General features: G+C 42.7%; 16 protein-coding genes. 7 read left to right on the plus strand and 9 right to left on the minus strand.

The window, feature by feature from the left end; genetic code table 11:
- Positions 1-286: 286 nt before the first annotated feature.
- Positions 287-850, minus strand: coding sequence for a ribosome recycling factor (gene frr / locus ACQY4U_RS04180; protein ID WP_428328134.1), 564 nt, complete (start codon positions 848-850; stop codon positions 287-289).
- A gap of 143 nt (positions 851-993) precedes the next feature.
- A complete protein-coding gene (locus tag ACQY4U_RS04185; protein ID WP_428328135.1) occupies positions 994-1,506 on the minus strand; it encodes a lipocalin family protein in 513 nt (170 codons plus the stop codon).
- A 289-nt stretch (positions 1,507-1,795) separates the two neighbouring features.
- On the opposite strand from ACQY4U_RS04185, the gene ACQY4U_RS04190 reads away from it, so the two are divergent.
- Together ACQY4U_RS04190 and ACQY4U_RS04195 are read left to right on the plus strand one after the other, a co-directional pair.
- Positions 1,796-2,362 carry an RNA polymerase sigma factor gene (locus tag ACQY4U_RS04190; RefSeq protein ID WP_428328136.1) on the plus strand — a complete coding sequence of 189 codons (567 nt, stop codon included), beginning with the start codon at positions 1,796-1,798 and terminating at the stop codon, positions 2,360-2,362.
- A gap of 170 nt (positions 2,363-2,532) precedes the next feature.
- Positions 2,533-3,975 (plus strand): glycosyl hydrolase family protein, encoded by a 1,443-nt coding sequence (locus ACQY4U_RS04195; RefSeq protein ID WP_428328137.1) that lies wholly within the window; start codon positions 2,533-2,535, stop codon positions 3,973-3,975.
- A gap of 106 nt (positions 3,976-4,081) precedes the next feature.
- Here ACQY4U_RS04195 and ACQY4U_RS04200 read toward each other — a convergent pair whose 3' ends face one another.
- Positions 4,082-6,373 (minus strand): GH92 family glycosyl hydrolase, encoded by a 2,292-nt coding sequence (locus ACQY4U_RS04200; protein WP_428328138.1) that lies wholly within the window; start codon positions 6,371-6,373, stop codon positions 4,082-4,084.
- 257 nt (positions 6,374-6,630) lie between these two features.
- Here ACQY4U_RS04200 and ACQY4U_RS04205 point away from each other — a divergent pair, with 257 nt between their 5' ends.
- The gene (locus ACQY4U_RS04205; RefSeq protein ID WP_428328139.1) at positions 6,631-7,593 is read left to right on the plus strand and encodes a hypothetical protein; all 963 of its coding nucleotides are present in this window, start codon (positions 6,631-6,633) and stop codon (positions 7,591-7,593) included.
- A gap of 5 nt (positions 7,594-7,598) precedes the next feature.
- Positions 7,599-8,417, plus strand: coding sequence for a TerC family protein (locus tag ACQY4U_RS04210; protein WP_428328140.1), 819 nt, complete (start codon positions 7,599-7,601; stop codon positions 8,415-8,417).
- Between the two features lie 180 nt (positions 8,418-8,597).
- On the opposite strand, the gene ACQY4U_RS04215 is transcribed toward ACQY4U_RS04210, so the two are convergent.
- The gene (locus ACQY4U_RS04215; protein ID WP_428328141.1) at positions 8,598-11,066 is read right to left on the minus strand and encodes a YfhO family protein; all 2,469 of its coding nucleotides are present in this window, start codon (positions 11,064-11,066) and stop codon (positions 8,598-8,600) included.
- A gap of 473 nt (positions 11,067-11,539) precedes the next feature.
- Between ACQY4U_RS04215 and ACQY4U_RS04220 the strand changes: the two genes are divergently transcribed.
- Positions 11,540-16,849: a PKD-like domain-containing protein gene (locus tag ACQY4U_RS04220; protein WP_428328142.1), complete on the plus strand. Its 5,310-nt coding sequence runs from the start codon at positions 11,540-11,542 to the stop codon at positions 16,847-16,849.
- A gap of 14 nt (positions 16,850-16,863) precedes the next feature.
- Here the strand turns inward: ACQY4U_RS04220 and rlmF are convergent, their stop codons facing one another.
- The gene (rlmF, locus tag ACQY4U_RS04225) at positions 16,864-17,832 is read right to left on the minus strand and encodes a 23S rRNA (adenine(1618)-N(6))-methyltransferase RlmF (RefSeq protein WP_428328143.1); all 969 of its coding nucleotides are present in this window, start codon (positions 17,830-17,832) and stop codon (positions 16,864-16,866) included.
- Between the two features lie 196 nt (positions 17,833-18,028).
- Between rlmF and ACQY4U_RS04230 the strand changes: the two genes are divergently transcribed.
- Positions 18,029-20,947 (plus strand): PAS domain S-box protein, encoded by a 2,919-nt coding sequence (locus tag ACQY4U_RS04230; RefSeq protein ID WP_428328144.1) that lies wholly within the window; start codon positions 18,029-18,031, stop codon positions 20,945-20,947.
- Here the strand turns inward: ACQY4U_RS04230 and ACQY4U_RS04235 are convergent.
- From ACQY4U_RS04235 to ACQY4U_RS04245, 3 genes are all read right to left on the minus strand, one after another.
- Complete coding sequence (locus ACQY4U_RS04235; protein ID WP_428328145.1) at positions 20,944-22,338, minus strand: MFS transporter; 1,395 nt, start codon at positions 22,336-22,338, stop codon at positions 20,944-20,946. The two genes, ACQY4U_RS04230 and ACQY4U_RS04235, sit on opposite strands and share 4 nt — an antisense overlap.
- Positions 22,339-22,350: 12 nt before the next feature.
- A complete protein-coding gene (locus ACQY4U_RS04240) occupies positions 22,351-22,659 on the minus strand; it encodes a hypothetical protein (RefSeq protein ID WP_428328146.1) in 309 nt (102 codons plus the stop codon).
- Between the two features lie 92 nt (positions 22,660-22,751).
- Positions 22,752-23,321: a Crp/Fnr family transcriptional regulator gene (locus ACQY4U_RS04245; RefSeq protein WP_428328147.1), complete on the minus strand. Its 570-nt coding sequence runs from the start codon at positions 23,319-23,321 to the stop codon at positions 22,752-22,754.
- A 103-nt stretch (positions 23,322-23,424) separates the two neighbouring features.
- Here ACQY4U_RS04245 and ACQY4U_RS04250 point away from each other — a divergent pair, with 103 nt between their 5' ends.
- The gene (locus tag ACQY4U_RS04250) at positions 23,425-23,889 is read left to right on the plus strand and encodes a GNAT family N-acetyltransferase (RefSeq protein ID WP_428328148.1); all 465 of its coding nucleotides are present in this window, start codon (positions 23,425-23,427) and stop codon (positions 23,887-23,889) included.
- Position 23,890: 1 nt separating this feature from the next.
- Here the strand turns inward: ACQY4U_RS04250 and ACQY4U_RS04255 are convergent, their stop codons facing one another.
- On the minus strand, positions 23,891-25,645 hold the full coding sequence (locus tag ACQY4U_RS04255; protein ID WP_428328149.1) for an amidohydrolase family protein: 1,755 nt from the start codon (positions 25,643-25,645) through the stop codon (positions 23,891-23,893).
- Positions 25,646-25,663: the final 18 nt, after the last annotated feature.

A 25,663-nucleotide genomic window follows, 5' to 3' on the forward strand; every position in this document is an offset into this window, starting at 1 on the left:
AGGCCTGTCAGAAAAGCGGGCCAGGGAGTATGGCCTGCGGGGGAAAGCTTTTTTCTGACTTGATCTTTGGTTACTTTCCATCTAAGGGAAAGTAACTAAGCCTCCGCGGCTATGAGCGGGACGATGATTTCATTTACCAGAAAATACCCTTTCAACGCATAAACCCCTACCTTCCCTTCCCCGGGGAAGGATCGCACGGAGCCAAGCGCTTTAAAAAAAGACACTGATAAACAAAAAAGCCATTCCGTTTTTGCGGAATGGCTCTTGAATATCAAAACACGGTTATTTAAACCGTCATAATATCTTTTTCTTTAGCTTCAGAAAGTACATCAACCTTAATGATATAAGCATCGGTTAATTTTTGAATTTCACCTTCGCCAGTTTTCATTTCATCTTCTGATACACCTTCAGTTTTCAGTTTCCTGATTTTTTCGTTGGCATCCTTACGAATGTTACGGATAGCAATTTTACCGGTTTCTGCCTCGCCCTTTGCTTTTTTAACCAGGTCGCGGCGGCGCTCTTCGGTTAAAGGTGGAACATTGATACGGATAATTACACCATCATTTTGCGGGTTAACACCCAGGTTAGCTTCCATAATGGCTTTTTCAATAGCGCTCAGTAATGATTTTTCCCAGGGCTGTACTACAATGGTACGTGCATCGGGTGTGTTAACACTACCTACCTGGCTCAATGGTGTCGGACTACCATAGTAATCAACCACAATATCATCCAGCATTGAAGGGCTTGCTTTACCCGCCCGTATTTTATTTAATTCGTTATCGCAATGATCTATAGCCCTATCCATATTGGCTTTGGCTTCAGTAACTTGTTTTTTAATGAGTTCGCTCATTGTTTGTTGGTTTTTGACAAAAATAATAAAAAGGTTCAATTTACCGAGATAAATAAGGAAAGGGACTGTCGGTACTAACAAACAGGCGAATTAAGATCAGTTATAATGATCCGAATAACCCATAAACTTATAAAATATGTATATTATTTAGCACCCGGAAACTGCTGAGACACCAGTTTTTCAACGGGATAGCCCATCGCTTTACATTTAGCTACAATCTCATCGTGCAGGGTTTTATCCATTTCGGGCTTGCGGCTCATGATGAATAAAAAGCGATGATCGGGGTGGCCTACTACTGCCCATGAGTAATCGGGTGCAAGGTCTATTACCCAGTAATCAACCTTAATTGGCCAAATAAACTGCGCTTTCATTTCGCCGTTTGTGGTACCGTCAACCCTGAATATTTTTGATTTTACGGTGCGGATATCGCCCTGGTCATTTTTTTTGCAAGTGGTTACCACATCGTAATAACCATCTTTATTTAAGGTATAATGCGTGGTAGTTTCGCGGCTGCCCTTATCAAACATAGTAGGGATAGAGTACAGCGAGTACCAGGTACCTGCAAATTTTTTACTGTCAACACGGTCGACCGTTTTATTGGGCGAGTCTGAAAAAAAAGTTAAAAAACTTATCAGTAAGATGCTTATTGCCTTCATAATGGTAATGTTTATTAAAGGTTATTACGTAATTAATTTAAAATAGGATTTACAGCGAGGGCAAATTTTTTTGACCGGAGCCCCTTTCTTTCATGGGAAATTTTGGAGCAGCGAACTTTTGCTTTTGCCATTACCTGCACCGTTTATACGCGTAAAATCGTCCGCAAGCATACATTAACTGTACGAAAACGAACGGTTTCGTAGATTGGCTTATTTTTAATTTATTTATAATCAGGTATTTATATTATAGGTATCAATATTGGCATGGCTATGTAAAACAATAAAGATCATGACTACCGATATACGTTTAACCCAAATGTGGGAAGGTTGCTTAAAAAACGACCGTAAACAACAGGAGCTGTTATATAAAACCTTAGCACCCAGAATGCTTGCTGTTTGCATGCGCTATGCCCACGATAAAGACGAAGCCCAGGATATTTTACAAGAGGGTTTTATAAAAATGTTTAAGAATGCACACAATTACCGTGGCGAGGGTAACCTTGAAGGCTGGATACGCCGAATTATGGTTCATTGTGCCATATCGCGCTACCGCAAATTAAAACCAATGGTGCTTGTTGAGGATTTTACCGAAACTGAAAATGCTTTGAGCAGCGGCGGCTATAATGCACATGGGCTGGAAGCTAAAGATCTGCTGAAAATGATCCAGAAATTACCGCAGATGTACCGTTCAGTATTTAATATGTATGCTATTGAGGGATATTCGCACCAGGAGATTGGGAGTAAATTAGGGATCACCGAACTTTTATCGCGCACTAACCTGCACCGTGCCCGTACTATTTTAAAAGATATGGTGAACCAGCTTACCACCCGCGAAATGCATTATATGGCAGGCTGATTTACCAGGGTTTAGCCTTTAGCTTATTAACAACTGTTTAAAATTTAGCCTGTTGAACAGACTGCTATACCTAAAATATTACCTTTCAAAGATTTTTTGATTGATAAATTTTAGGTTATTTTGCATCCGTAATATTTTTGTTACGTTTTGATTGCCTTTTCACTAATTAAATGAATAAACTGTTGTTCACCATTACTATGGTGATCATTTTATCAGGCTGCAGAAAAGAACTTTCTACGCCTTATTTAAGCCCGGTTGCCGGTAATCCGGCAAATACAGGTAGTAGTTCGCCCGTTGCCGTTTTTATTGACCAAAGCCAAAAGGGCATTAATATTCCTTCAACATTTCAGGGCTTTAGCTATGAAACAGGCATGCTTGCCGAAAACCCCGATTTTTTAAACGTAAATAACAAAGTACTTATCCAGCTGATAAAAAACCTTGGCCCCGGCATACTGCGTATTGGTGGCGATAGCAGCGATGAAACTATATGGACAGGCAAGGCACGAACTGATAAAACTACGGCAGATTCTATTACCACTACCGATATTGATCATTTGGCTGCCTTTGCCCATGCTACAGGCTGGCATGTTTTATTTGGCTTAAACCTGGGGCATTACAACCCTGCTAAAGCAGCTAATGAAGCACGCTATGTACATAATAAGTTAAAGGGTGATCTTTTTGCTTTTCAATCAGGCAATGAGCCCAATGTGTTTTTCAGAAAATTGAGGCCCGATAGTTACCACTATCCTCAATATCAAAAAGAGTGGGATACCTACCTGAGTACTGTGCGTAAAGCTGTGCCTAACGCGCCTTTTGCAGGCCCCGATATTACGCCCTTTGATCCGGGTTGGTTAAAGGCATTTGTTAAGAATGAACGGGGTAGTATAAAACTCCTTGATGCACATTTTTATGTTAAGGGCCCGGCTTCTGATCCGTTAATAACCTGTGATGATATATTATCGCCGCAAAACAAGCTTAAAGATTATTTAACAGCATTTAGCGGAATAGCATCCGCCCATAATTTGCCTTTCCGCATTTCAGAATGTAACAGCATCTGGGGGCATGGTAAACCGGGAGTGAGTGATGTTTTTGCATCCTCATTATGGGCTTTGGATTTTATGTGGACAGTAGCCGAATATAACGGGCAGGGTGTAAATTTTCATGGCGGTGGCAGTAACTTCATTTATTCGCCGGTGGCCGGTGAAAATGGTGTATTTACGCCCAAGCCGGAGTATTATGCTATGCTGGCCTTTAAATATGCTGCTACCAATGCTACAATTATACCCGCAACATTTCCGGTTCAGCCAAAAGAGAACTGCAGCGTTTACGCTTGCGAAAACACAGGCAATACTTACAGCATTACCCTGATAAATAAAGAGGTTAATAAGGATATTACCTTTGCCATACAACTAAGCAAATCGGCAACTTCCGTAGGAGTTGCAAGGCTTATGGCGCCATCTATAACCGCAAAAACAGGCATTACCTTTGCAGGCAGCGCCGTAGATGCCGATGGTAACTTTACAGCAGGGGAACCCGAACAATACCGGGTTGTTAAAAATACATTTACCGTTAAAGTGCCTGCCGGTAGCGCTGCCGTTGTTACCGTAAAGTAGTGTTATTTTAAATCTTCTTTATCAATAAAAGTAAAGCGCCGCTATGCAGATTCTGCATAGCGGCGCTTTGTTGTTAGCCTAAATTACTTATTGGGATACCCTATGCTTATTTATGCTTAGGCCCCATAACAAAGGTTATTTCGCCGCCATTCATAATATCTGCATGGCTTAAAAACATAGTATTGTGTGGCTGCCCGTTAAGGGTTATTTTTTGAATGAAAACATTTTTATCGCTTTGGTTCTTCACGTTTACGGTAAAGGTTTTACCATCGCCAACCTGTATCACGGCGTGGTGAACTGCCGGGCTGCCTATGGCATATTGGTCTGATGCCGGGGCAACCGGGTAAAAGCCTAAGGAGCTGAATATGTACCAGGCACTCATTTGGCCGGTATCATCATTACCACCTAAGCCATCAGGGGTAGGCTTGTACATTTTAGGTAGTATCATGCGGATCTTTTCCTGCGTTTTCCAGGGCTTGTCGGTCCAGTCGTACAGGTAAGCAACCTGGTGCGATGGCTCATTACCATGCACATAGTTACCAATTATACCGTCTTTGGTAATATCCTCGGTTTCAGCAAAATATTTATCGGGCAGGTTATAGCTAAACAAGCTGTCTACATAAGTAATAAAGCGTTTATTACCACCCATAGTTTGTATTAATCCAACCGGATCATGCGGAACATAAAGGGTATAGTTCCAGGCATTGCCCTCAATAAAACCCTGGTTAATGGTAGTGAACGGATCAAACGCTTTACGGAAGGTGCCGTCGCTTAGCTTAGGGTGCATAAAACCACTTTTAGGGTCGTACACGTTTTTCCAGTTCTGTGAGCGTTTTATAAACTCATCATAAATTGGCTGGTTATTCAGTTTTTTAGCCATTTGTGCTATACACCAATCGTCATAAGCATACTCTAATGTTGATGACACCGAGTTGCCATCCTTTTCATCAGGAATATAACCCATATCCATGTAGTAACCAATACCCTCATAACTGCGGTGGCGTGCGGTTGTTACGCAAGCCATCAAAGCCTTGTTGGCATCAAAGGGGGCATTGCCTTTAACCACGGCATCAGCCAAAACTGAAACGCTGTGATAGCCGCTCATACACCAGTTTTCGTTAGCCGAGTTGCTCCATATAGGCAGCATGTGCTCCGGGCTTTGATCAAAGTGCGCCATCATGGATTGGACCATGTCCGAATTTCTTTTCGGATCGATGATGTTAAACAGCGGATGCAGGGCGCGGTGCGTATCCCACAAACTAAAGGTAGTATAATTGGTAAAACCTTCAGCTTTGTGTATATTTTGATCTAATCCTTTGTACTGTCCATCCACATCCATATAAATGGTTGGGTTTATCATGGCGTGGTACATGGAAGTATAAAAGTTCAGCTTATCATCTTTGCTGCCTTCAATAACAATTTTATGCAGTTCGGTTTCCCATTGTGCCTGGCCATCGTTTTTAACCTTATCAAAATCCCATCCCGGTATTTCAGTATGCATGTTGTTTAATGCGCCATCAATACTTACCGGCGATATGGCAAACTTTATCTTTATTTTTTCGCCCTCTTCAGTCTTAAAATCAAAGTAAGTTTTTAGCTGTCGGCCTGCCAGATCCGGAAAGTTTTTTTCGCGGGCAAATTTGCCCCAAAAGCCACCGTATACTTCGCGCTTGCTGTAGTTTTTATAACCCATCTGTATAAATGGTTTATTAAACGTCATGGCGAAATACAATGTGCGGGTACGTGCCCAGCCATTGGTTGAGCGGTAACCCACCACCGTGCTGTCATTAACCATACGCAGGTAGGTCCACACGTTTTTATCCGGATAGTTGTAGATACCGGCCATCAGATCTAAGATAACATGCGCGTTATCTGATTTTGGGAAGGTGTACTGGTGGAAACCTACGCGTGTGCTGGTGGTCATTTCGGCAATTATACCGCTGGCATCAAGCTTAACTTTATAGTAATTGGCATCGCTCACCTCGTTGGAATGTGAAAAAGCCGACCTGTAACCACTTCCCGGTTTATTGGCAAGGCCCGGGTTTAGTTGCAGTTTACCTACGGTAGGCATAATTAAAAAGTCGCCAAGGTCAGAGTGCCCGGTACCGCTAAAGTGCGTATGGCTAAAACCTACAATGGTTTTATCATCGTACTGGTAGCCTGCACAGTATTTGTAAACATCCGGATTGTAATGGCCGTTAAGCTCATAGCTGGCCGTATCTGTTTCAGGGCTTAACTGAACCATGCCGAAAGGAACGGTAGCACCGGGATAAACGTGCCCCATACGCTGCGTGCCAATAATAGGCTTAACGTATTGAACCAGGTTTTCGGGCTGTTGGGTTTGTGCTGTCGCGATGAGCGTTGAACAGCTAAGAATGGCGATAAATATTTTCTTCATTTGCTGAATACGGAACGTTGTTTTAACCTATAAAAGCCAAATATAATCTGAAATAATTAAGCACCGCACATAACATACCCTATAAATGTAATTATGATGGTTGTAACGGGTTTTTGACAAAACCTGATAGTATTTTACCTCTACAGGTTGGCATTTAATATAATGAGGGCCACTTTTAACTGTTACTAGGGCTTAACTTTACCATTAGCCTCATAATTTTTTGTAATTTTGATTAAGGCTTATGGGGTTGTATATTAATGGATGAAAACCGGCTAAATATTTTAAATGCTAGTAACCGCATGCTCAGCAAGCTGCAATTGCTTTCTGTTTATTTTAGCGAGGATATTATTTATAAAATTTACCTGCGCAGCCAGGTTATTCATAAGCTGTTTGAAACCAATCCCGACCTGGATATTAACAAGCTGGATCTTTTTCACCTGCAATTTACGGCAAGCCTGATTGACCTGCTTCGCAAAATAAAAAAGAACAACGAGAACAATATAAGCCTGCTTTTTGACGAGATACAGCTAAACAAGGAGATGATTGATAAGCTGAATGATGCTGTTTATACCGAAGGTAATTATAACCTTGATAAACAGCGGCAATCGTTAAAGATCAATCTTTCGCTGCGCAAACTGTTCCAGGTATTGTCTGACGATTCAACCGACAGCCCTTTTTCAAAAAACATCAATGCATTCAGTTCCCGCTTTGCGGCCGACTTTTTTTACGCTATTGAGCCCGGTCTTTTTGATGACCTGATCACTTATAACCCTGCCGAAGTTTATAAAAACAGCTATGCTACCATTCAGAAAAAGCTGATGGGCTTATTGTGTAAGTATGATTTTAAAACCGAGTTTTTCTGCGGGCTAAAAACGGGCAGCCAGATAATTGAGGTATACAAGTTTGTAGATACCGACCGGCATTTTTTATATTTTCCCTCCGGTAATTTATTTCTATTTTGCGATATTACCAAGATCAACACTATCGACTGGACCAACAATCTGTCGAAAAAAGAAAATCTGATCCAGGAATTAAAAAACAAGAATGATAAATTGCAAAGCAGCGCAGCGGCCATGAAAGCTAATATGCCTGCCGAAATTAAGACCCTGTTAGCCGAAGATTATAAAAAGATTGAGGATATTAACTTTTTGCAAAACCTGAGCAATGTTGATATACAGGCCAATATTTTAAAAACAATGTTAAACACAGATATTATCTGATCTATATGGATTTTTTACACCAGATTTTGGGCAGCGATATTAAAGCGGGCCTGCTTATTATTTTAAACCTGATAGTAATTGAAAGCTTGCTCTCGGTTGATAATGCGGCAGTATTGGCCACCATGGTGCTCGATCTGCCTAAGCCGCAACGCAGCAGGGCCTTACGCTATGGTATTATCGGTGCATACGTATTAAGGGGCGCCTGTTTGTTCCTTGCGTCGTGGCTGGTGAAGATCTGGTGGCTAAAACCTATAGGTGGCTTATACTTGCTATACCTGGCTTTCAACTATTTTAAGGGCAAAATACAGGCCGCCAACGGCGGTGGCGATGAATCAATTGATAAGAGCCAGAACTGGCTTTACAAAGGCACTGTTGGTGTGTTTGGCGTGTTTTGGGCTACTGTAGCTATTGTTGAGCTGATGGATCTTGCCTTTTCGATAGATAACGTATTTGCAGCCGTTGCCTTTACCGATCATGTAGTTTTAATTTACATTGGCGTATTTATCGGGATCCTCGCTATGCGTTTTGTAGCGCAGGCATTTGTTAAGCTGATGGAGAAATTTACTTTTTTAGAAACCGTAGCCTTTATAGTGATCGGCGTTTTGGGGATAAAACTAAGCTCGTCTATTTACATTCACTTTTATCCGGATGCAACCTTTTCAAAAATGATGGAAGGTGAAAAGGCCGATATCATTACTTCGGTATTTACGGTTTCCATTTTCCTGATCCCGGTGATCACTTCCTTACTTTTCAACTTTCCTAAAAAGAACATCATTGAACCTGAAATAGCCGAGGCCGCTGAAGATGTGCTGGATAAATCATAAACGCTGAGAAGTGCCAGGCCCTGTGCGATTCCCCTTTTGAGAGGGGTGGAGGGGTGTGTTTATGAATAGATGCATGTTGTAGAATAACCCACCCCATCCACTTCACAATCCTTGCGCTCCCCCTCCAGGGAGGAGGTCTGAAAACTAAAAGCCGATCCCGCACGATTAACTAAGGGCTTACTACGCCTTAAGCCCCTTTTTTCTCGTTTCTACATAAACAGCGCCGGCTAATGCTAATATTAACAATGCCGAACCTGCAAGCGAAATGCTTTCGCCGGTATAGTAGGATGCCGGGTGGAAAATAAACTCAATCTTGTGACTTCCTGCCGGGATAGGTGCTGCACGCAATAAATAATCAGCACGGAAATAAGGTTTCTCCTGCCCGTCAACCAGCATCTTCCAGCCTTTGCTATAATAGATCTCTGAGAATACGGCAATCTGCGGCGTTGTGGTGCTGCTTTGATAAACCAAATGATCGGGGTTGTAGCTGATTAGTTTTATCGTCCCTGCGGTATCTGTAGTAACACCTTTTTCGCTGGCTAATTGGCCGTACTGCTGATCAACAATAGCTAAATTCTTTGCATCAAAGCTGGTAATGGCCTGCATTTCGGCATCAGCACCCTTTACAAACCTGATGTCTTTTACAAACCAGGCATGGCCACATGCCGTATAATTGGTATGCACCACCGGGCTTTGTGTTTTCGCATCAGCCGTGATAATATATTTGGTGTTCAGCATATTCAAAACGTTTTGATTAAGGTTTTGGCTAAACTGGCTCGATTGTAATTCATCATAACGCTTAAGCTTGGCAGCGTGATACCCACCTATCGACTTGTGAAAGTAAGATGTACTTGCATTGGTAAAAGGATCGCCGCCTGATAGGTCAAGCACTCGGTAGTCCGGGTCTTTATCCTGGTTAATGGCATTATCAACATCACGGGGCTTAGGGGCTTGTACATCCTCCCTGGCGCTAAAATGGTCGTCGTTTAAAAAACGCTTGTCAACGCTCCATAAATCAACCAATACCAATACAAACAACACCATTGAAAGCACATTGGCATTTATTTTTTGCTTGATAAATGCCCATAGCAAACCAAAAGCTATGGCTATAAAAACAAACGAGCGCAGGGCATCCATGCGTGCAAATGAAATACGATCCTGCACTACGGCGTTAGCTATTGAATTGGCCAATGCTGTATCACCGCGGAAAAACTGGGTAAGCTGATCAACCATTCCCTGGTTTGAACTGTTCCTGAACGAAAAGAAAAGATCGGGCAGTAAGCCGATCAACAGGGTAATGCCACCTGTAATATAAAATGCAAGCAATGCCTTTTTTAAAGCGGGCGCTTTATCTTTTGCGGTAATTATCTCGTTAATGGCCAACAGGGCAAGCATGGCAAAACATAGGCCTGTTATACCCAAAATAGAGTCAACCGACCTGAATTTATTATACAGCGGGAAGTAATTAAAAAACAGATCAGACAATAAAGAAAAATTCTTTCCGAATGACAGCAGTGTGGTAAGCACAACGGTAGCTAACAGCCACCACTTGAGCCTGTTTTTTACAAAGATCAACCCGAACACAAAAAAGAAACAGATTACGGCACCAAAATAAACAGGCCCCTCGGTAAACGGCTTTTCGCCCCAGTATAAAAACGATTCTGCTATCTGCGATGCATATTGCTGCACCTGGTCTGGCGCTATGCCTTTATCGCCGAGGGCCTGTGCAATGTTTGAGTTATCGCCAAGTTTAACAACCGAACCGCTGCCGTACATATTGGGCACCAAAAAGGTCATGGTTTCGCCAACGCCCTGGCTCCAGGCAAAGGCGTATTCTTTACTTAACCCGTTGCCCGGCTCGGTAGTATGCTGGGTTAGGTTTGATTTACCACGATTGGTTTCCAGCCCGTACTCATAGGTGGTCCAAAGCATGGAGGCGTTTACCGCCAATGCCAAAAGGGTAGCTGCACCTAAATACATTATGGCTTTTGTAAACGGCCTTGTGTTTTTTGTTTTGATGGCATGATATAACTCAGCCCCAACCAATATAGCTACTGCAAACAGCAGGTAGTAGGTCATTTGGATATGGTTTGCCCTAATCTCCATTGCTAAAAAGAATGCTGTTAATGCCGCACCAAGTAAATATCTTCCGCGCAGCGTTAATAGTATACCTGCTAATATTGGTGCAAAAAAGGCTATGGCAAATGCCTGGTTAGCATGCCCGGCATCCAGCAAAATAATATTATAGGTTGAAAAGGTAAAAGCTATGGCGCCTGCACCTGCCAGCCAGGGATTTAGTTTTAATACACAAAACAAAAGGTAAGTGCCCAGCAAAAACAAAAGTACGGTATCAATTGGGGTTGGAAACGTGGCTTTAAGCGCATTTACCACGTATGAGGTTATGTTATGCGGATAAGGCGTCCAGATCTGGAAGGCGGGCATACCCCCGAAGAGCTGGTTGGTCCACAATATAGTGGTGTCCCGGCTATGGTAATCCATAATTTCCTTTTGGGTAGCCTGCGCACGTATCACATCGCCCTGGTTAAGTACTTTACCCTGAAAAGCAGGATTAAAGTAGATAAAGCTGATAGCTAAAAAGATCCCAATAATGGCTAAATGAATGCCGTTTTGTTTAAACCAATTGTTCATTAAGTTAAGTATATGAGCATCAAAAGTATGAATTTGAACGACAATAAAAACCAGCAGGGCTACAGAAGTAATGCTTTAGCGTTTATTGTACATATTAGTTTTAAATATCACGCCTCCTGAATATTCGCGTGTTAACTAATAATTACAATTTTATTTCTCTATATTTAAGATAAATTTTTTAATTAATAAAACGACATAATAGTAGTAACGGCTATTTATTAAAGCCGTGCTTGTGAAAAAATATAGCTTATTTGAAAAAAGGCTATATATTAAAATCATAAATAAACATAACGTTATCAGGGCTCATGATCATTATTGCGGAACAATTTTATAACGATTTCCGTATAAGGGGTACCTTGGAATTAAACAATTACAAGGTTTATTAATGGATATATAATGATCATATTAGCAGGTCGTGAACCGTATCTGTATGTTTTAAATAATATGAAACATTAAAATATTTGATAAAGTTTATGAGGTTACGCCTGCTGATATTCTTTTTTTTAATATTGTCACTTAAGGGATATGGGCAATCCTGTACATTAAGTGTGAGTTTAACACAATCAGCTCCAACAATCTGCTCAGGTAATAGCGTAACCTTAACAGCAACAACCTCAGGCGGTACCGCACCCTTTACCTTTACGTGGAGTACGGGAGAAACAACCCCGTCAATTAACGTAAATAAAGCAGGAACTTATACGGTTACTGTAAGTGATAAAACAGCCGGTTGCCAGCCGGTTACTAAAAATATTACGGTTACTACAGCTATAACACCTGGCGCCCCTGTTGCCAACAGTGCTGTTGTTTGTTTAAACAGTAGTGCAACCCTTACGGCTACCTCTCCCGGTGGCTCATACGAGTGGTACGATTCGCCGGTTGGCGGTAATCTTTTAGCCAGCGGGGCTACTTTTACAACCCCGCCAATTACCGCACCAACTACTTATTATGTACAAACAACATCAAACGGATGTACAAGTACCCGAACATCTGTAAGTGTTTTTTTAAGCGGAAACCCTACTGTTGCCAATGTGGGTATATGTGCCGGTAATACGGCAACATTAACAGCTAACGGCGGAAATAATTATACCTGGTATGATGCTGCTACAGGCGGTAATATTGTTAGTAACAGCCAAAGCTTTACCACCCCGCCTTTAAATACAAATACAACATATTATGTTGTTGCTATAGTTAATGGCTGTACCAGCGCCCGTACCCCCGGAACTGTATTTGTTAATGCAGCCCCGCAGCCCCCTACTGGGAGTAATTTGTCTGTCTGTTCCGGGTCTGTTGCAAATTTGCATGCCGATGTATCTGCGGGGGTAGTTGATTGGTTTACTCAGCCAACTGGCGGCACCTCGCTTATATCAAGCCCGGATTATACAACCCCAGCGTTAACAGCTACAACAACTTATTATGCGCAAACAACCAATAATGGGTGTATCAGCTCCCGTACCCCTATTACAGTAACCGTAAATGCGTTACCACAAACACCCGCATCACAAACAGATTCAACCTGTTACAACACCAGTATAACACTAACCGCATCAGCAACCCCTACCGATACTTACAACTGGTACGATTCTGCTTCGGGAAATAACTTACTTGCCACCGGCAATACTTTTACAACCCCGGTACTAACCAACTCAACAACCTATTACGTACAGGCAGTCAATGCCACCTGTACCAGCGCGCTTAGCCCTGTAAACGTTATTGTAAAAAAAGCTGTAACACCACCTTCAGTATCGGGCGCTTTTGTTTGTTCGGGATCTGCGGCAACATTAACGGCAAACTCTCCGGGGGGCACCTATCAATGGTTTGATGCTGTTACTGGAGGTAATTTATTATCAACAGGAGCAAGCTATACCACACCGGCACTGGTAGCCAATACCACTTATTATGTACAAACTACCATAGGCGGCTGTACCAGTACCCGTACAGCGGTAACCGTTTCAATACTTCCGGTAGTGGCAGCTCCAACTGCTGTCGATGCCACAATTTGTTCGGGCAGCCAAGCCATACTTACAGCAAACGGTGCAGTTAATAATTATTCGTGGTATGATGCTGCAACAGGAGGCAATTTATTATCAAATGCCCAGGTATTTGTAACACCGGCATTGACGGTTACCACCGTGTATTATGTTGAGTCATCGGCCAATGGCTGTACAAGCACACGTACAGCGGTAACGGTTAATGTAAACCCTGTGCCCCCGGCACCAACTGCAAGCAATGTATCCATTTGTCCAAATACATCGGCAAGCTTAACAGCAACTGCGCCATCGGGTACAATAGAGTGGTACGATGCACCGGGCGGCGGCAATTTATTATTTACAGGCAACACCTACAATACGCCCGTTTTAAACTCAAATAAAACTTATTATATACAAAATACAGCAGGATCATGCTCCAGCGGCCGTACAGCGGTAACTGTAACTATAAATGCTAAATATAATCCTGGTTTTCAGTACTCTTCGGGTACATTTTGTTTCAGCAGCCCTAATCCAACGCCTGCTATTATTGATCCCGCAGGCGGAACTTTTAGCGCAGCCCCTGCCGGTTTGGTTTTTAACAGCTCAACTACCGGCGAAATAAATATTGCTGCAAGTACGCCGGGTAAATATGTAGTATCGTTTGTAAGTAATGGCTCCTGCTCGGGAACCACAAGTGCGATCATATCAATAGTAACCACTACTGATGCTACATTTACGTATAATGGCCCATATTGTCAGGATGGGGCAAATCCATTTCCAATGGCAGGCAATTTAGCTACGTTCGGTAACTTTAGTGCAGTACCAGCAGGCCTGGTATTTGTAAATACAACCACCGGTGAAATAAATCTTGCTGCCAGCAAAGCGGGTACCTATACGGTAACCAATACCATTTTGGCCAGCGGGCAGTGCCCGTCAAGCGTGGCTTCATCAACTGTAACAATTTTTGATAGGGTATTGGTTAATGCCGGGCCAAACCAAACGGTAATAACGGGCACCCCGGTTCAGTTAAATGGAAGTATCAGTAGTGGCGCAACAACCGGAACATGGTCTGGCGGAACTGGCTCTTTTTCCAGCTCATCAGCACTTAATGCTGTATATACTCCGGGCTCTGGTGAAAATACGGCGATACTTACCTTAACATCGTCCGATCCGCCTGGGCCATGCGGTGCAAAACAGGCCCAGATAGTTATTAGCTTTATAACTGGTCCGCTTACACCAACCGCACAAAGTACTTCTGTTTGTGCAGGCAGCCCGGCATCATTGTCGGCAACGGCGCCGGGCGGCACCTACCAATGGTATGATGCACCAACAGGGGGTACATTACTGGCAACGGGGCCGGTTTACACTACGCCACCCTTATTGACAACTACTAATTATTATGTACAAACAACAAAAAACGGACTAACCAGCGGCCGTACCACTGTGGTTGTTACCGTAAATGCAACAGCAACAGCCCCGGTTTGCCCCAGCCAGATAGTTTGTCAAAACAGCTCGGCCGCACTCACGGCAACCAGTACTGCCGGGAGTACCTTTGAGTGGTTTGATGCCGTTGCCGGAGGTAACCTGGTATCAACCAGCAGTACTTATACAACGCCGCCTATTTCGGCCAATACATCCTATTATGTGCGGGCATCAATAAACGGCTGTACCAGCCCGCTTACTAAAGTTGATTTAACAGTAACACAGGTGCCAAATATAACCAGCGCCGCTACAGGCAGTATTTGCAGCGGCAATGCGCAGAACTATACTATTACTGCTGATATAGCAACAGCAACCTTTTTATGGAGCCGGGCACAAATAGCAGGCATAAGTAATCCGGCTGTAACGGCACAAACATCAGCAAATATTAATGAAGCACTTATAAATACAACGGGAGCAGCCATTAACGTAACGTATGTTATTACACCTATGTCTGGCAATTGCTCGGGGCCGGCTTTAAATTATATTGTTACGGTATATCCAACGCCAACAGTTACAAGTGCTGCAAAGGCAACCATATGTAATGGCGCTACTGATAATTACGACATTGTATTTAACACACCCGGAACTAACTTTTCGTGGAGCAGGGCTGCAGTTACAGGTATAAGTAATGCCCCGGTAAGCGGACAAAGCGCTGCCACCATAAGAGAAGTATTGTATAATACTACCAATGCACCAGTTGATGTTACCTATGTAATAACCAGCAGTAGCGCAACATGTACAGGTACTACTTTTAACCTTGTTTTTACAGTTAATCCGCAGGGAATAGTTACAAGCCCGGCACTTACTACGGCCTGTAGCGGGTATGCCGAAGATTATGTAATAAAATCAAATATACCTAATGCCACTTTCCGCTGGAGCAGGGGGGCTTTACCCTATATAACCAATCCTGCAGTTACCGATCAAACCTCCGTAACTATTAATGAAACCCTTAACAGTACCGTTAGCTACCCCGCAGGTGTTTATTATACCATTGTACCCATAGTTAACGGTTGCGATGGCACCCCGTTTTTGTATACTGTTCAGCTTAACCCGGTAGTGCCGCTTCCTGTTGCAAATGCAAATTCGCCGGTATGTTTGGGCAGCACCGTGCATTTACGGGCCAGCAATATTCCAAATGCAACTTTTTTATGGACGGGCCCAAATGGTTATACCTCAACAGCTCAAAACCCCGATATTACAAATGTGAGCAAAGCAAATGTGGGTACTTATACTTTAGTTGCCATGGTTAATGGCTGCTCCAGCCTAAGCGATACGGTTAGCGTTGCGGTAAATGATCCGCCCGTATCAAATGCAGGGCCTGATCAAACTGTTTGTATTAGCGTAAACTCCGTATCGCTAAATGGAAAAATATCAGGCGGTACCACCACCGGGATATGGACAACTGCCGGCACCGGCACATTTTTACCTGCAAGCGATAACCTGAATGCGCAATATATTCCATCAGCTGCCGATAAAGCAGCAGGATCGGTTGTGCTTAGTTTAGCATCAACCAGTAAAGATGATTGTACCATTGCCACATCCAGCCTTACGGTAAAATTCGGGCCACTTCCGGCTGTTGATGCCGGGCCTGATCAGGATATTTGTTCGCAATCAACAACCGTACAGCTTGCCGGTAAAGTACTTATTGCAGGCGGAGGCAAATGGAGCACATCAGGAACAGGAACCTTTAGCCCCTCGGCTACCCAGTTAGATGCTGTTTATATGCCAAGTGTGGCAGATGAGCAAAACGGATCGGTAGAGTTAACGCTGCTGGCTATCAATGCCGGGGTGTGTGACCTGTCTACCGATAGTATGAAAGTAACATTTACCCCGCCACCAACGGTAAGTGCCGGCGGAACAAGGTATGTGCTGCATGGCCGAACCATAACATTAACCCCAACCGTAAGTGATAGTAATGTAAAGTATTTATGGTCGCCTAATATTGGTATAAATGATGCCACTGCAAAAAATCCTGTTATAACAGGCAATGTTGACATTACCTATAGATTAACCGTAACCGATAGCCGGGGATGTGTTAGCAGTGATACGGCCTTTATCAAGGTATCGCCCGAGGTGATCATCAATAATACCTTTACGCCTAATGGCGATGGTGTAAACGATCTTTGGGTTATAACGGGATTAATAGCTTACGCTGATGCCACGGTTGATATTTATACCCGCTATGGTACCCAGGTTTATCATTCAATTGGGTATGCCAAAGCCTGGGACGGTACCTTTAATGGCAAGCAATTACCTGTTGGAGTTTACTATTACGTAATTAACACCAAGCAATTTAACCAGGTACTATCGGGGTATGTAACTATATTGCGGTAAAGCAGCGGGTTTATTTATGCTTTTGTCCAGCGTTTGCTTCGCCATTCTGCACGTTCCTCTTCACTAAAAAATGTCCATGCAACAATGCGGCTTACCTTTTGGCCCTGCGCCATGCTGATAGTTTTAACTTCGGCCACCTTTGCATATTCAAGCGTTTTATAAATACCGGGCAGGGTTTGTTTTTTTGATACCAGGGTGGTAAACCATAAGCTGGTTTTAGGTATCAGGGCACTTTGCTCAGCCATCCGGTTAATAAATGCAGCCTCGCCTCCATGGCACCACAGCTCGCCGTTTTGGCCGCCAAAGTTCAATACTGGTTTTTGCTCCTTGCTTAAGCCCAGGTTGGTCCACTTTTTTACAGTTCCGGCCATCGCCTCTTTTAATGAGGAATGGAAGGGCGGGTTACACATGGTAGCATCAAACACTTCGCCAGGTTTAATTATATCCTTAAAAATATCAGTAGCATAAGTTTGCAGGCGGCACTCAATGCGGTTATCAAGGTTGTTTTGGGTAACAATCTTCCGCGCTGCATTAATGGCCCGGTTGTCAATATCAGTACCCACAAAATGCCAGCCGTAAACACTATTGCCTATTAATGGGTATACACAATTGGCACCAACGCCAACATCCATAATATTTACTTTTTGCCCTTTGGGGATATCGCTTTTTTTACCGTTACCCAGTAAATCAGCAATGTAATGAACATAATCTGCCCGGCCTGGTATAGGCGGACAAAGGTACCCTTCAGGAATATCCCAAAAACTTACGCCGTAAAAATGTTTTAACAACGCTTTGTTTAATGTTTTTACAGCTTCAGGGTCACTAAAATCAATAGAGCTTTCTTTATTAGGCGTTGTTGAAACAAAGGCCGCCAGTTCGGGGCTGCTTTTACAAAGTTGTTTAAGGTTATACCTGCCGCGGTGTAAATTGCGTGGATGTAGACTTTCTTTTTCTGCGGATGGTTGTTTTGAACTTTCGGCCATTAATAAGGGTGTGGCTTATTTTGGATAAGCCTACCGCTACAAAAGTAACTATTAAATTTTAAAGGCAGTTTCAATACTTAAATGATGTAAGCTTAGTAAAAAACAAATAGATACGATACTTAATATAGTTCTCATCTCGCCTTAACTTACCGATTAATATATTATTTTTGGATATATACAACCAAAATATTAACCAATGCCAGATAAATCCCCGTCTATCACGTCCGACCTTTCTTTTTTGTCTGGAGGCGGTGAAATGGGGCAGCTTACACGCTCATTTAATTGGTCTGAAAATATTTTAGGCCCCTCTGAAACGTGGCCGCAAAGCTTAAAAACCACGCTAAGTATTATTTTAAATTCAAAATTCCCCATGTTTTTATTTTGGGGAGCACAGCATATATGCTTTTATAATGATGCTTACAGGCCAAGCCTTGGCAATAATGGTAAGCACCCTTTGCTTTTAGGTGCATCAGGAGCCGAGGGCTGGCAGGAAATTTGGCCAGTAATAAAGCCATTAATTGACCAAGCGCTTACAGGCGATGAAGCAACCTGGAGCGAAGACCAGTTGATACCAATTTACCGCAACGGAAAAATGGAGGATGTTTACTGGACGTTTAGCTATAGCCCTGTAAAGGACGAGTCAGGTACCCCTGCCGGGGTTTTTGTAGCCTGTGCCGAAACTACAGTAAAGGTGTTGTCGCTTAAATCATTAGAGGAGAACAATAAACAGCTCCGGCTATCAATGGAGGCAGAAGCCTTATCGCAAAGAAAAGTAAAAGAAAATGAGCGCAACCTGCGTTTAATTATTTTGCAGGCTCCCGTAGCTATTGCCATTTTTAAAGGACCGGATCATGTGGTTGAAATTGCCAACTCGCGTGCGCTTGAATTATGGGGCCGCAGTTTTAATACAGTAGCAAACAAACCCATATTAGAAGCCATGCCCGAGCTGCAGTTGCAAGGCATTCAACAATTACTTAATGAGGTTTATCAAACCGGGAAGCCGTATTCGGCGGAGGAGATGCCTGTTCAGCTATTACGGCAGGGAAAATTAGAAACCGCCTACATCAACTTTGTTTATGAAGCACTTTTTGACCTTAATGGTAAAATAAATGGATTAATAACCATTGGGGTTGACGTGACCGACCAGTTTTTAGCCCGGAAAAAGATAGAGGAAAGCGAAGAACGTTTCCGGATAATGGCCGAGGGCACCGATGTTATGATAGCTGTTGGCAACGAAGCCAGCAATGCTATTTATTTTAACAAAGCCTGGGCAGATATGACCGGCAGATCAGTTGCCGACCTGCTGTCAATTGGCTGGGTTGACCTAGTGCATCCTGACGATAGGGAAAGGTATGTAAATATTTATCTGTCGGCATTTAGAAATAAAGTGCCTTTTACAGGCGAGTTTAGGGTGTTGAGTAAAAATGGAGATTACCGCTGGCTGCTGGCCAAAGGTCCGCCGCGTTTTCATCCCGACGGTTCATTTGCAGGGTATATCAGCTCGTGTATTGACATTACTGAACAAAAAAAGGCCGATGAGGACAGGCTGATGCTTATTGCCGAATTACAGGCGATCAACGAAGAGATGGTTGTGGCTAATGAGGAACTGGCTGCCACCAATGAAGAGTTAGCCGAAACACAGCAAAGCCTGCAAAAAATGTTTGCTGCTTTGATAGAAAGCGAAACCAATTTCCGCAATATGATTTTGCAGGCGCCGGTGGCTATGGGGCTTTTTAACGGCGATGATATGGTTTTGGAAGTTATTAACGATAAGTTTTTGGAGCTGTGGGATAAAGACAGATCGGTTATTGGCCAGCCGATTTTAAAAGCATTGCCTGAACTTGAGGGCCAGCCTTACCTGCAAATTATGAAGGATGTGCTGCAATCGGGTACTACTTATTACGGCAGTGAGGCAAAGGTTATTTTGCACAGGCAGGGCAGGCATGATGAAGGCTATTACAATTTCATTAACCAATCGTTCAAAGATTCCGAAGGAAAGATGTCGGGCATTATTGTAGTGGCTAATGAAGTAACCGAACAGGTAAATGCACGCAAGGATGTGGAACGTGCTGAAGAAACCCTGCGCCTGGCCCTGGAGGCGGCTAACCTGGGTACCTGGTTTATCCATTCAGAAACAAAAGAACTAAAAACCACAGTTAAGCTGCGGGAGCTATTTGGTTATGACCCGGATAAGGAGATGACCTATGACGAAGCCATTGGGCAGGTTACGGATGAATATCGCGATAAAATTATCACTGATATTGAAAATGCCATCAATAACGGCGGCACTTATGATATTACTTATACCATGCACCGCTTTGATGATAACAGGCTGATTTGGCTAAGATCGGTAGGGAAACTTACCCGCGATGATGATGGAAAACTAACTACGTTTTCGGGCGTGGTTATGGATATTACCGAACAAAAAATAGATGAACAGCGCAAAAGTGATTTTATTGGCATGGTAAGCCATGAGTTAAAAACGCCGCTTACATCGCTCACTGCTATTGTGCAGGTATTAAATACCAAGCTCAAAAACAACGAAAATGCGTTTATTGCCGGGGCTATGGACAAGGCCGGGATACAGGTGAAAAAGATGAGCAACATGATCAACGGGTTTTTAAATATCTCCCGCCTTGAATCGGGCAAGATCCTGATCGCCAAACAAAAGTTCGACCTTAATAACCTGATCAATGAAATGATTGATGAGATCAGGCTTACATCTGCTGCCCACTCCATCAGTTTATCCGTTTGCGATCCAATTGAAATTTTTGCCGACCGGGATAAAATTGGCTCCGTTATTTCAAACCTGCTCAGCAATGCTGTGAAGTATTCGCCTAAAGGCAAACAGGTAGCTATAAATTGTAAAATAACAGGCCGGTTTGTGCAGGTAAGTATCAAGGATGAAGGTATGGGTATAAAACAAAGCGACCTGGATAAAGTATTTTTGCGCTATTACCGGGTTGAAAGTAAGCATACTTCGCATATTTCGGGCTTTGGGATAGGACTGTATCTGAGTGCCGAAATAATTGAACGCCATAACGGTAAAATATGGGCCGAAAGTGAAAACGGTGTTGGCTCCACGTTTTACTTTACCCTGCCTGTTGAGGGTTAACCAGACTGCAACGATCTTCTTAACCATAGCGGAATCAGTAATAAAGCCATCAACACGCATGCAAACAGTGCTGAATAACTCAATACATGATACCTTTGATCGGTAATGCCATCGTGAAAAAGCACTTTTAGCTGCGAGCCCGAAACAATTGCCCCCAAATAACCAAAAGTCCGTACCAACCCAAACGATACCCCCTTTTGTGCGGCAGGTGCCTCCTTGTTGAGCAGGGCCTGGTTGGCAATTATACTTATGCCCTCGGCTATACCCATTACCATTGAAACGGCCACTATAAAAAAAACACTTACATGCTTATTAATAAAAAACAAGCCGATACAACCAGCCAGCAGGGCAAGGGTACCCAATAAGTTTTGCGTAAACAGGTTTTTGCTTTTAGCTATCAGCAATCCAAAAACAAGCGCCATAACCGAGTTGGGCAGCATAATTAAACCTGTTGCCGCTGGTTGTATATCTTTTACCCCTTGCAACCATTGCGGCATTGAATACATAATGAGGTATAAAATATAGCAAAGAATAAAAAAGCGGATATAAACCAAAGATAAGGCAGGTTTATTAGCCAAAAGCCTTACATCAATAAAAGGGCTTTGCTGTTTACGCTCCCAAAGTATGAGCAGTAAAAGCAAGGTAACCACAGGTATTATATGCAGCCAGTTAAACTCGTGCTGGATGAGTAAAAACAAAAGCGAAAGCAGGAACAAGCTAAACAGAATGATACCCACCGCATCAAGCCGTTTAAATAAACTAATACCTTTTTTTGCTGCCGCGGGTTTATAATCAGGAATTGATTTTGACAGGTAAACAGATATAATTACCCAGGGAATATTGATAAAAAAAATACCCCGCCAGCCCAGCCATTGTGTTAAAAGCCCACCTAACACCGGCCCAAAAACCATACTTACCTGGCCCGACATAGCTACTATACCCAATGCACTGCCCGGCACGGCTTTGTGTGCATTAGCGTATTTTTTATTTATAAGCGCAATAGCCGACGGATAGGCCGCCGATGTACCTAAGCCTAATACAATGCGCGATACTATGAGCCAGCCAAAGCTCGGGGCAAATACACCAATAAGGGCCGCAATAAATACCAGCACAAACCCAAGCGTATTGATCTTTTTGGGGCTGAAAATATCGGCCAGCCGCCCCATAAGCGGCTGCGCAACGGTTGAGGTAACGTACAGCGAGGTAATTAAGATAGCCCCCGAACCAATACTTATTTTAAATGAATTGCACAGCGTGATCAATGCTGTGGCCAGCATGGTTGAGTTTAACGGATTCATCATGGTGCCCAACACCAGCGGCAGCATAAACCTGTACGAAACCTTTTCTTCTTCTTCCTTTACTTCCCCGTTCACTAAACTTTCCTCACTCATTTACCATAAAAATTAAGCTTTATGCTTGCGTTGAAAGCCTATACTAAGCTGAATGCTCATTGCTGCAACACCTGCAAAACACGTTAGTCGCGGCAGCAAGCTATCGTCGCTTACATGCCCGCTTCTGAATAATAAATACCCGATCACCATATTAAACAAAGCCCATACCACATTGAGTGTTGGTGACGATAAACCAATTCCCCTCGGCTTTGAAAATGGGGTTGGAAATTTATCGCCCGCAATGCCATAAACAAAATGCGGAACCGAGTTTGCTAAAAAAGCACCCGCAAAAAAAGCAGCTAAATACTGATACCATTCCATAAAAAGTGTAATTAAAAAGTTTTTTTTAACACCACAAAATTGCAGCATAATAAAAACTTTTACCTGCGACAATAGTCACATAATGAACTCAATTATTTTTTTCGGCGGATACGGCTCAATGTTTCGCGGGTAACGCCCAGGTATGAGGCGAGTTGAGATAGCGAAACGCGCTGTAAAAGCCCGGGTTTGTTTTTTTCAATATACTGATAGCGCTCGGCAGGGGTATATATTTTAAACAGGGTGCTGTGCTCTTCTAAATCAATAAGCATATTGCTCAGCAAACGCCTGCTGAAAAGCATTATCTCGGGCGATAGGGCACAGAGTTCATTTAGCCCGGCGCGGTCAATTATCCAAATATCTGAGGCTTCGCCCGCTTCAATGGTATAGGCCGAGGGCTGGCCCGATTTAATGCTTTTTAAATTTGTGACCAAGCCGCCTTCAAAAGCAAAATGGGTATTAATATCAACCCCATCCTTATGGTAAAACGTACGCAAATAACCCGATTGAACAATGTAATTTGCCGCGCAAACCTGCCCGGCTTTTAATAAGCACTCACCCTTTTTTAGTTTTTTGCTGATGGATATTTTTTGCAGTAGCTCAAATCCTTCGTCCGAAAGTGGAGCCACCTTGTTTACATATTGCCTGAAGTCATCCTTCTCCATCAATCCAAATATAGTAAATATGCTGCAAAGGCATCAGGCGCTACATTTTTGCGGCACAACTTTTAATTTTTACCGGCTTTGAAACTATATTTGTACAGCAGCCATGAATAACGACAATTTAACACTTATAAGAACCGACTCCGAAAACGTTGATTTTATTGCTTTAGTGGCCTTATTAGACAAAGATCTGCTCGACAGAAATGGCGATCAGCAGGATTTTTATGGCCAGTTTAATAAATTGGATCAAATTAAAAATGTGGTGCTTGCTTATATAGGCAATATACCAGCTGGCTGCGGCGCGTTTAAACAATACGATACCCATACGTTAGAAATTAAAAGAATGTTTGTTGCCGACGCTTACAGGGGCAGGGGAGTTGCCAAAGCAATTATAAATGAGCTGGAAACCTGGGCCCGCGAATTAAACTATAACACCAGCGTATTAGAAACCAGTAAGGCCCAGCTTGAAGCCATAGGCCTTTACCTGAAACATGGTTTTGAGATCACTGAAAATTACGGGCAATACAAAGGCATTGAAAACAGCCTTTGCATGAGGAAGGCCATCGGGTAAATTATTTATCCGCCATTTTTTTAATGATCAGCTGTCCTTTAATAATGGTGTCAATATTATTCAACGCATCCATATTAAGTAAGGGGTTGGCGTTCAACAATAATATGTCAGCATCTTTCCCTTTTTCAATGCTTCCGCTTTGTGCATTCAGTTTCATTAAAGTTGCAGGTATAATGGTAGCGGCGCGTATGGCATTTAACGGGTTAATCCCAAGCTTTGCATAGCTTTGTATCTCGGTGATAACTGTCCCTTCGTTATCTGTACCGGCAACAATGGGTATGCCGTAATCAAAAAACAATTTGATAAGGATATTGTAAAAGGGGATCTTTTTATCGCCGGTTAAGGTGTATACATTAAGGGTAGGATCTAAGTAGATCTTTTTTTCAATCATTTTATCCAGCAATGCTTTATTATCGGCCTTAAGATCCTTGCCACCAAATTTTAAATTATTCATAAAATAATGAATATGGCTTATACTGTTCATACCATTATCAATAAAATAGCCAACGGTATACCCTATCGGCAAATGGCCCACAACATCCATATTATAAAGCCGGGCTTCTTTTACTATGGTTATAAAATCATTCTTTTTAATGTAGCTGTATATTTTAATCTGGTTAAAGCCTGCATCATGGTACTTTTTTACATTCGCTTTAATCTCGGCCTCGTTTGTGGCCCGCATTATACCTAAGCTGTTTGACGAATTTCCGTCAAGCAAACCTGCATTTAAAATATGTGGTGCCGGAAAGTTCTTTGCACTTACCGCTTCTTTTAAAGCCGTAATAAAGTCAAACTCATTCCCCATATCCCTAACGGTGGTTACACCCGAGAGCAGTTCGTTGCGTAAATATTGCGGATGAAACAGGTGCACATGCATATTCCATAAGCCCGGGATCAGAAACTTATTGCTCGCATCAATTACCTGCGCCCCCGCCGGGATTATGGCTTTATCAATGTCGCCAATATAATCTATCTTCCCGTTTTTAAGCAGCAGCATGCTGTTGTAGCGCACCTTGCCGCTATCTGTAACATCAATTATGTTACCACCTACAATAGCAATGTCATCAAAAGCTTTACCTAGCTCTTTATTATCAGCGAGATATTTTTTAATGAGGTATTGGTTGGATTGATGGTTGAAAGTATTAAAGTGAGCCTGGTAATTATCGTTGATCACTTCTCTTTTATCGCCCTCGGCATCGCAGGTTGATAGGTATATGGAGCTGCCCTTGTCATCAATCCAAAACACTTCATCCAAATCATCCTTAATTGCTATTACAGTAAGGTCGGTATTATGCAGTGGATCTTTTTCTTTACCCATAACCTCGATATTAACTCTATTTCCATTAATTGCAGATGGGATAAAAGCGGGCCGTCCGGCTTTGTTCCAAAAAGAAACCAGAAGTTCCCTCATTTTAATTGATCCGTTTTTACTACATGGAAAACTGCCGCCTATTGAAAAAGCAGTATCAATATTTTCAGTTGTAAACCTTGACGTATTTCCATTAGAGGTGTATTTGACGGTATTGTTTACTGCTGTATACGATGCTTTGAGCATTAATGCCGAACCGCGGTCGTTTGTGATAATGCTGATATTTTCGGCAGTTGAGTTATCCTGCAGGCTGGATGATGCTACCTCCTGCCCGATTTTATTTTCGAGTTTATATACCGAATAGCTTGTGGTGGTTTGACAAAAGCAGAGGTTAGCAGTGGCAACAAATCCTAACAGCACAAAATTAAACAAACATCTTTTTTTCATAAAAATAGCAGGTTTAAG

This window comes from Mucilaginibacter sp., from assembly GCF_965277465.1.
GTDB lineage: Bacteria > Bacteroidota > Bacteroidia > Sphingobacteriales > Sphingobacteriaceae > Mucilaginibacter.

Coding starts and splice junctions, on each gene's coding strand:
- frr (WP_428328134.1), bottom strand. CDS start 850: ATGAGCGAACTCATTAAAAAACAAGTTACTGAAGCCAAAGCCAATATG.
- ACQY4U_RS04185 (WP_428328135.1), bottom strand. CDS start 1,506: ATGAAGGCAATAAGCATCTTACTGATAAGTTTTTTAACTTTTTTTTCA.
- ACQY4U_RS04190 (WP_428328136.1), top strand. CDS start 1,796: ATGACTACCGATATACGTTTAACCCAAATGTGGGAAGGTTGCTTAAAA.
- ACQY4U_RS04195 (WP_428328137.1), top strand. CDS start 2,533: ATGAATAAACTGTTGTTCACCATTACTATGGTGATCATTTTATCAGGC.
- ACQY4U_RS04200 (WP_428328138.1), bottom strand. CDS start 6,373: ATGAAGAAAATATTTATCGCCATTCTTAGCTGTTCAACGCTCATCGCG.
- ACQY4U_RS04205 (WP_428328139.1), top strand. CDS start 6,631: ATGGATGAAAACCGGCTAAATATTTTAAATGCTAGTAACCGCATGCTC.
- ACQY4U_RS04210 (WP_428328140.1), top strand. CDS start 7,599: ATGGATTTTTTACACCAGATTTTGGGCAGCGATATTAAAGCGGGCCTG.
- ACQY4U_RS04215 (WP_428328141.1), bottom strand. CDS start 11,066: ATGAACAATTGGTTTAAACAAAACGGCATTCATTTAGCCATTATTGGG.
- ACQY4U_RS04220 (WP_428328142.1), top strand. CDS start 11,540: ATGAGGTTACGCCTGCTGATATTCTTTTTTTTAATATTGTCACTTAAG.
- rlmF (WP_428328143.1), bottom strand. CDS start 17,832: ATGGCCGAAAGTTCAAAACAACCATCCGCAGAAAAAGAAAGTCTACAT.
- ACQY4U_RS04230 (WP_428328144.1), top strand. CDS start 18,029: ATGCCAGATAAATCCCCGTCTATCACGTCCGACCTTTCTTTTTTGTCT.
- ACQY4U_RS04235 (WP_428328145.1), bottom strand. CDS start 22,338: ATGAGTGAGGAAAGTTTAGTGAACGGGGAAGTAAAGGAAGAAGAAGAA.
- ACQY4U_RS04240 (WP_428328146.1), bottom strand. CDS start 22,659: ATGGAATGGTATCAGTATTTAGCTGCTTTTTTTGCGGGTGCTTTTTTA.
- ACQY4U_RS04245 (WP_428328147.1), bottom strand. CDS start 23,321: ATGGAGAAGGATGACTTCAGGCAATATGTAAACAAGGTGGCTCCACTT.
- ACQY4U_RS04250 (WP_428328148.1), top strand. CDS start 23,425: ATGAATAACGACAATTTAACACTTATAAGAACCGACTCCGAAAACGTT.
- ACQY4U_RS04255 (WP_428328149.1), bottom strand. CDS start 25,645: ATGAAAAAAAGATGTTTGTTTAATTTTGTGCTGTTAGGATTTGTTGCC.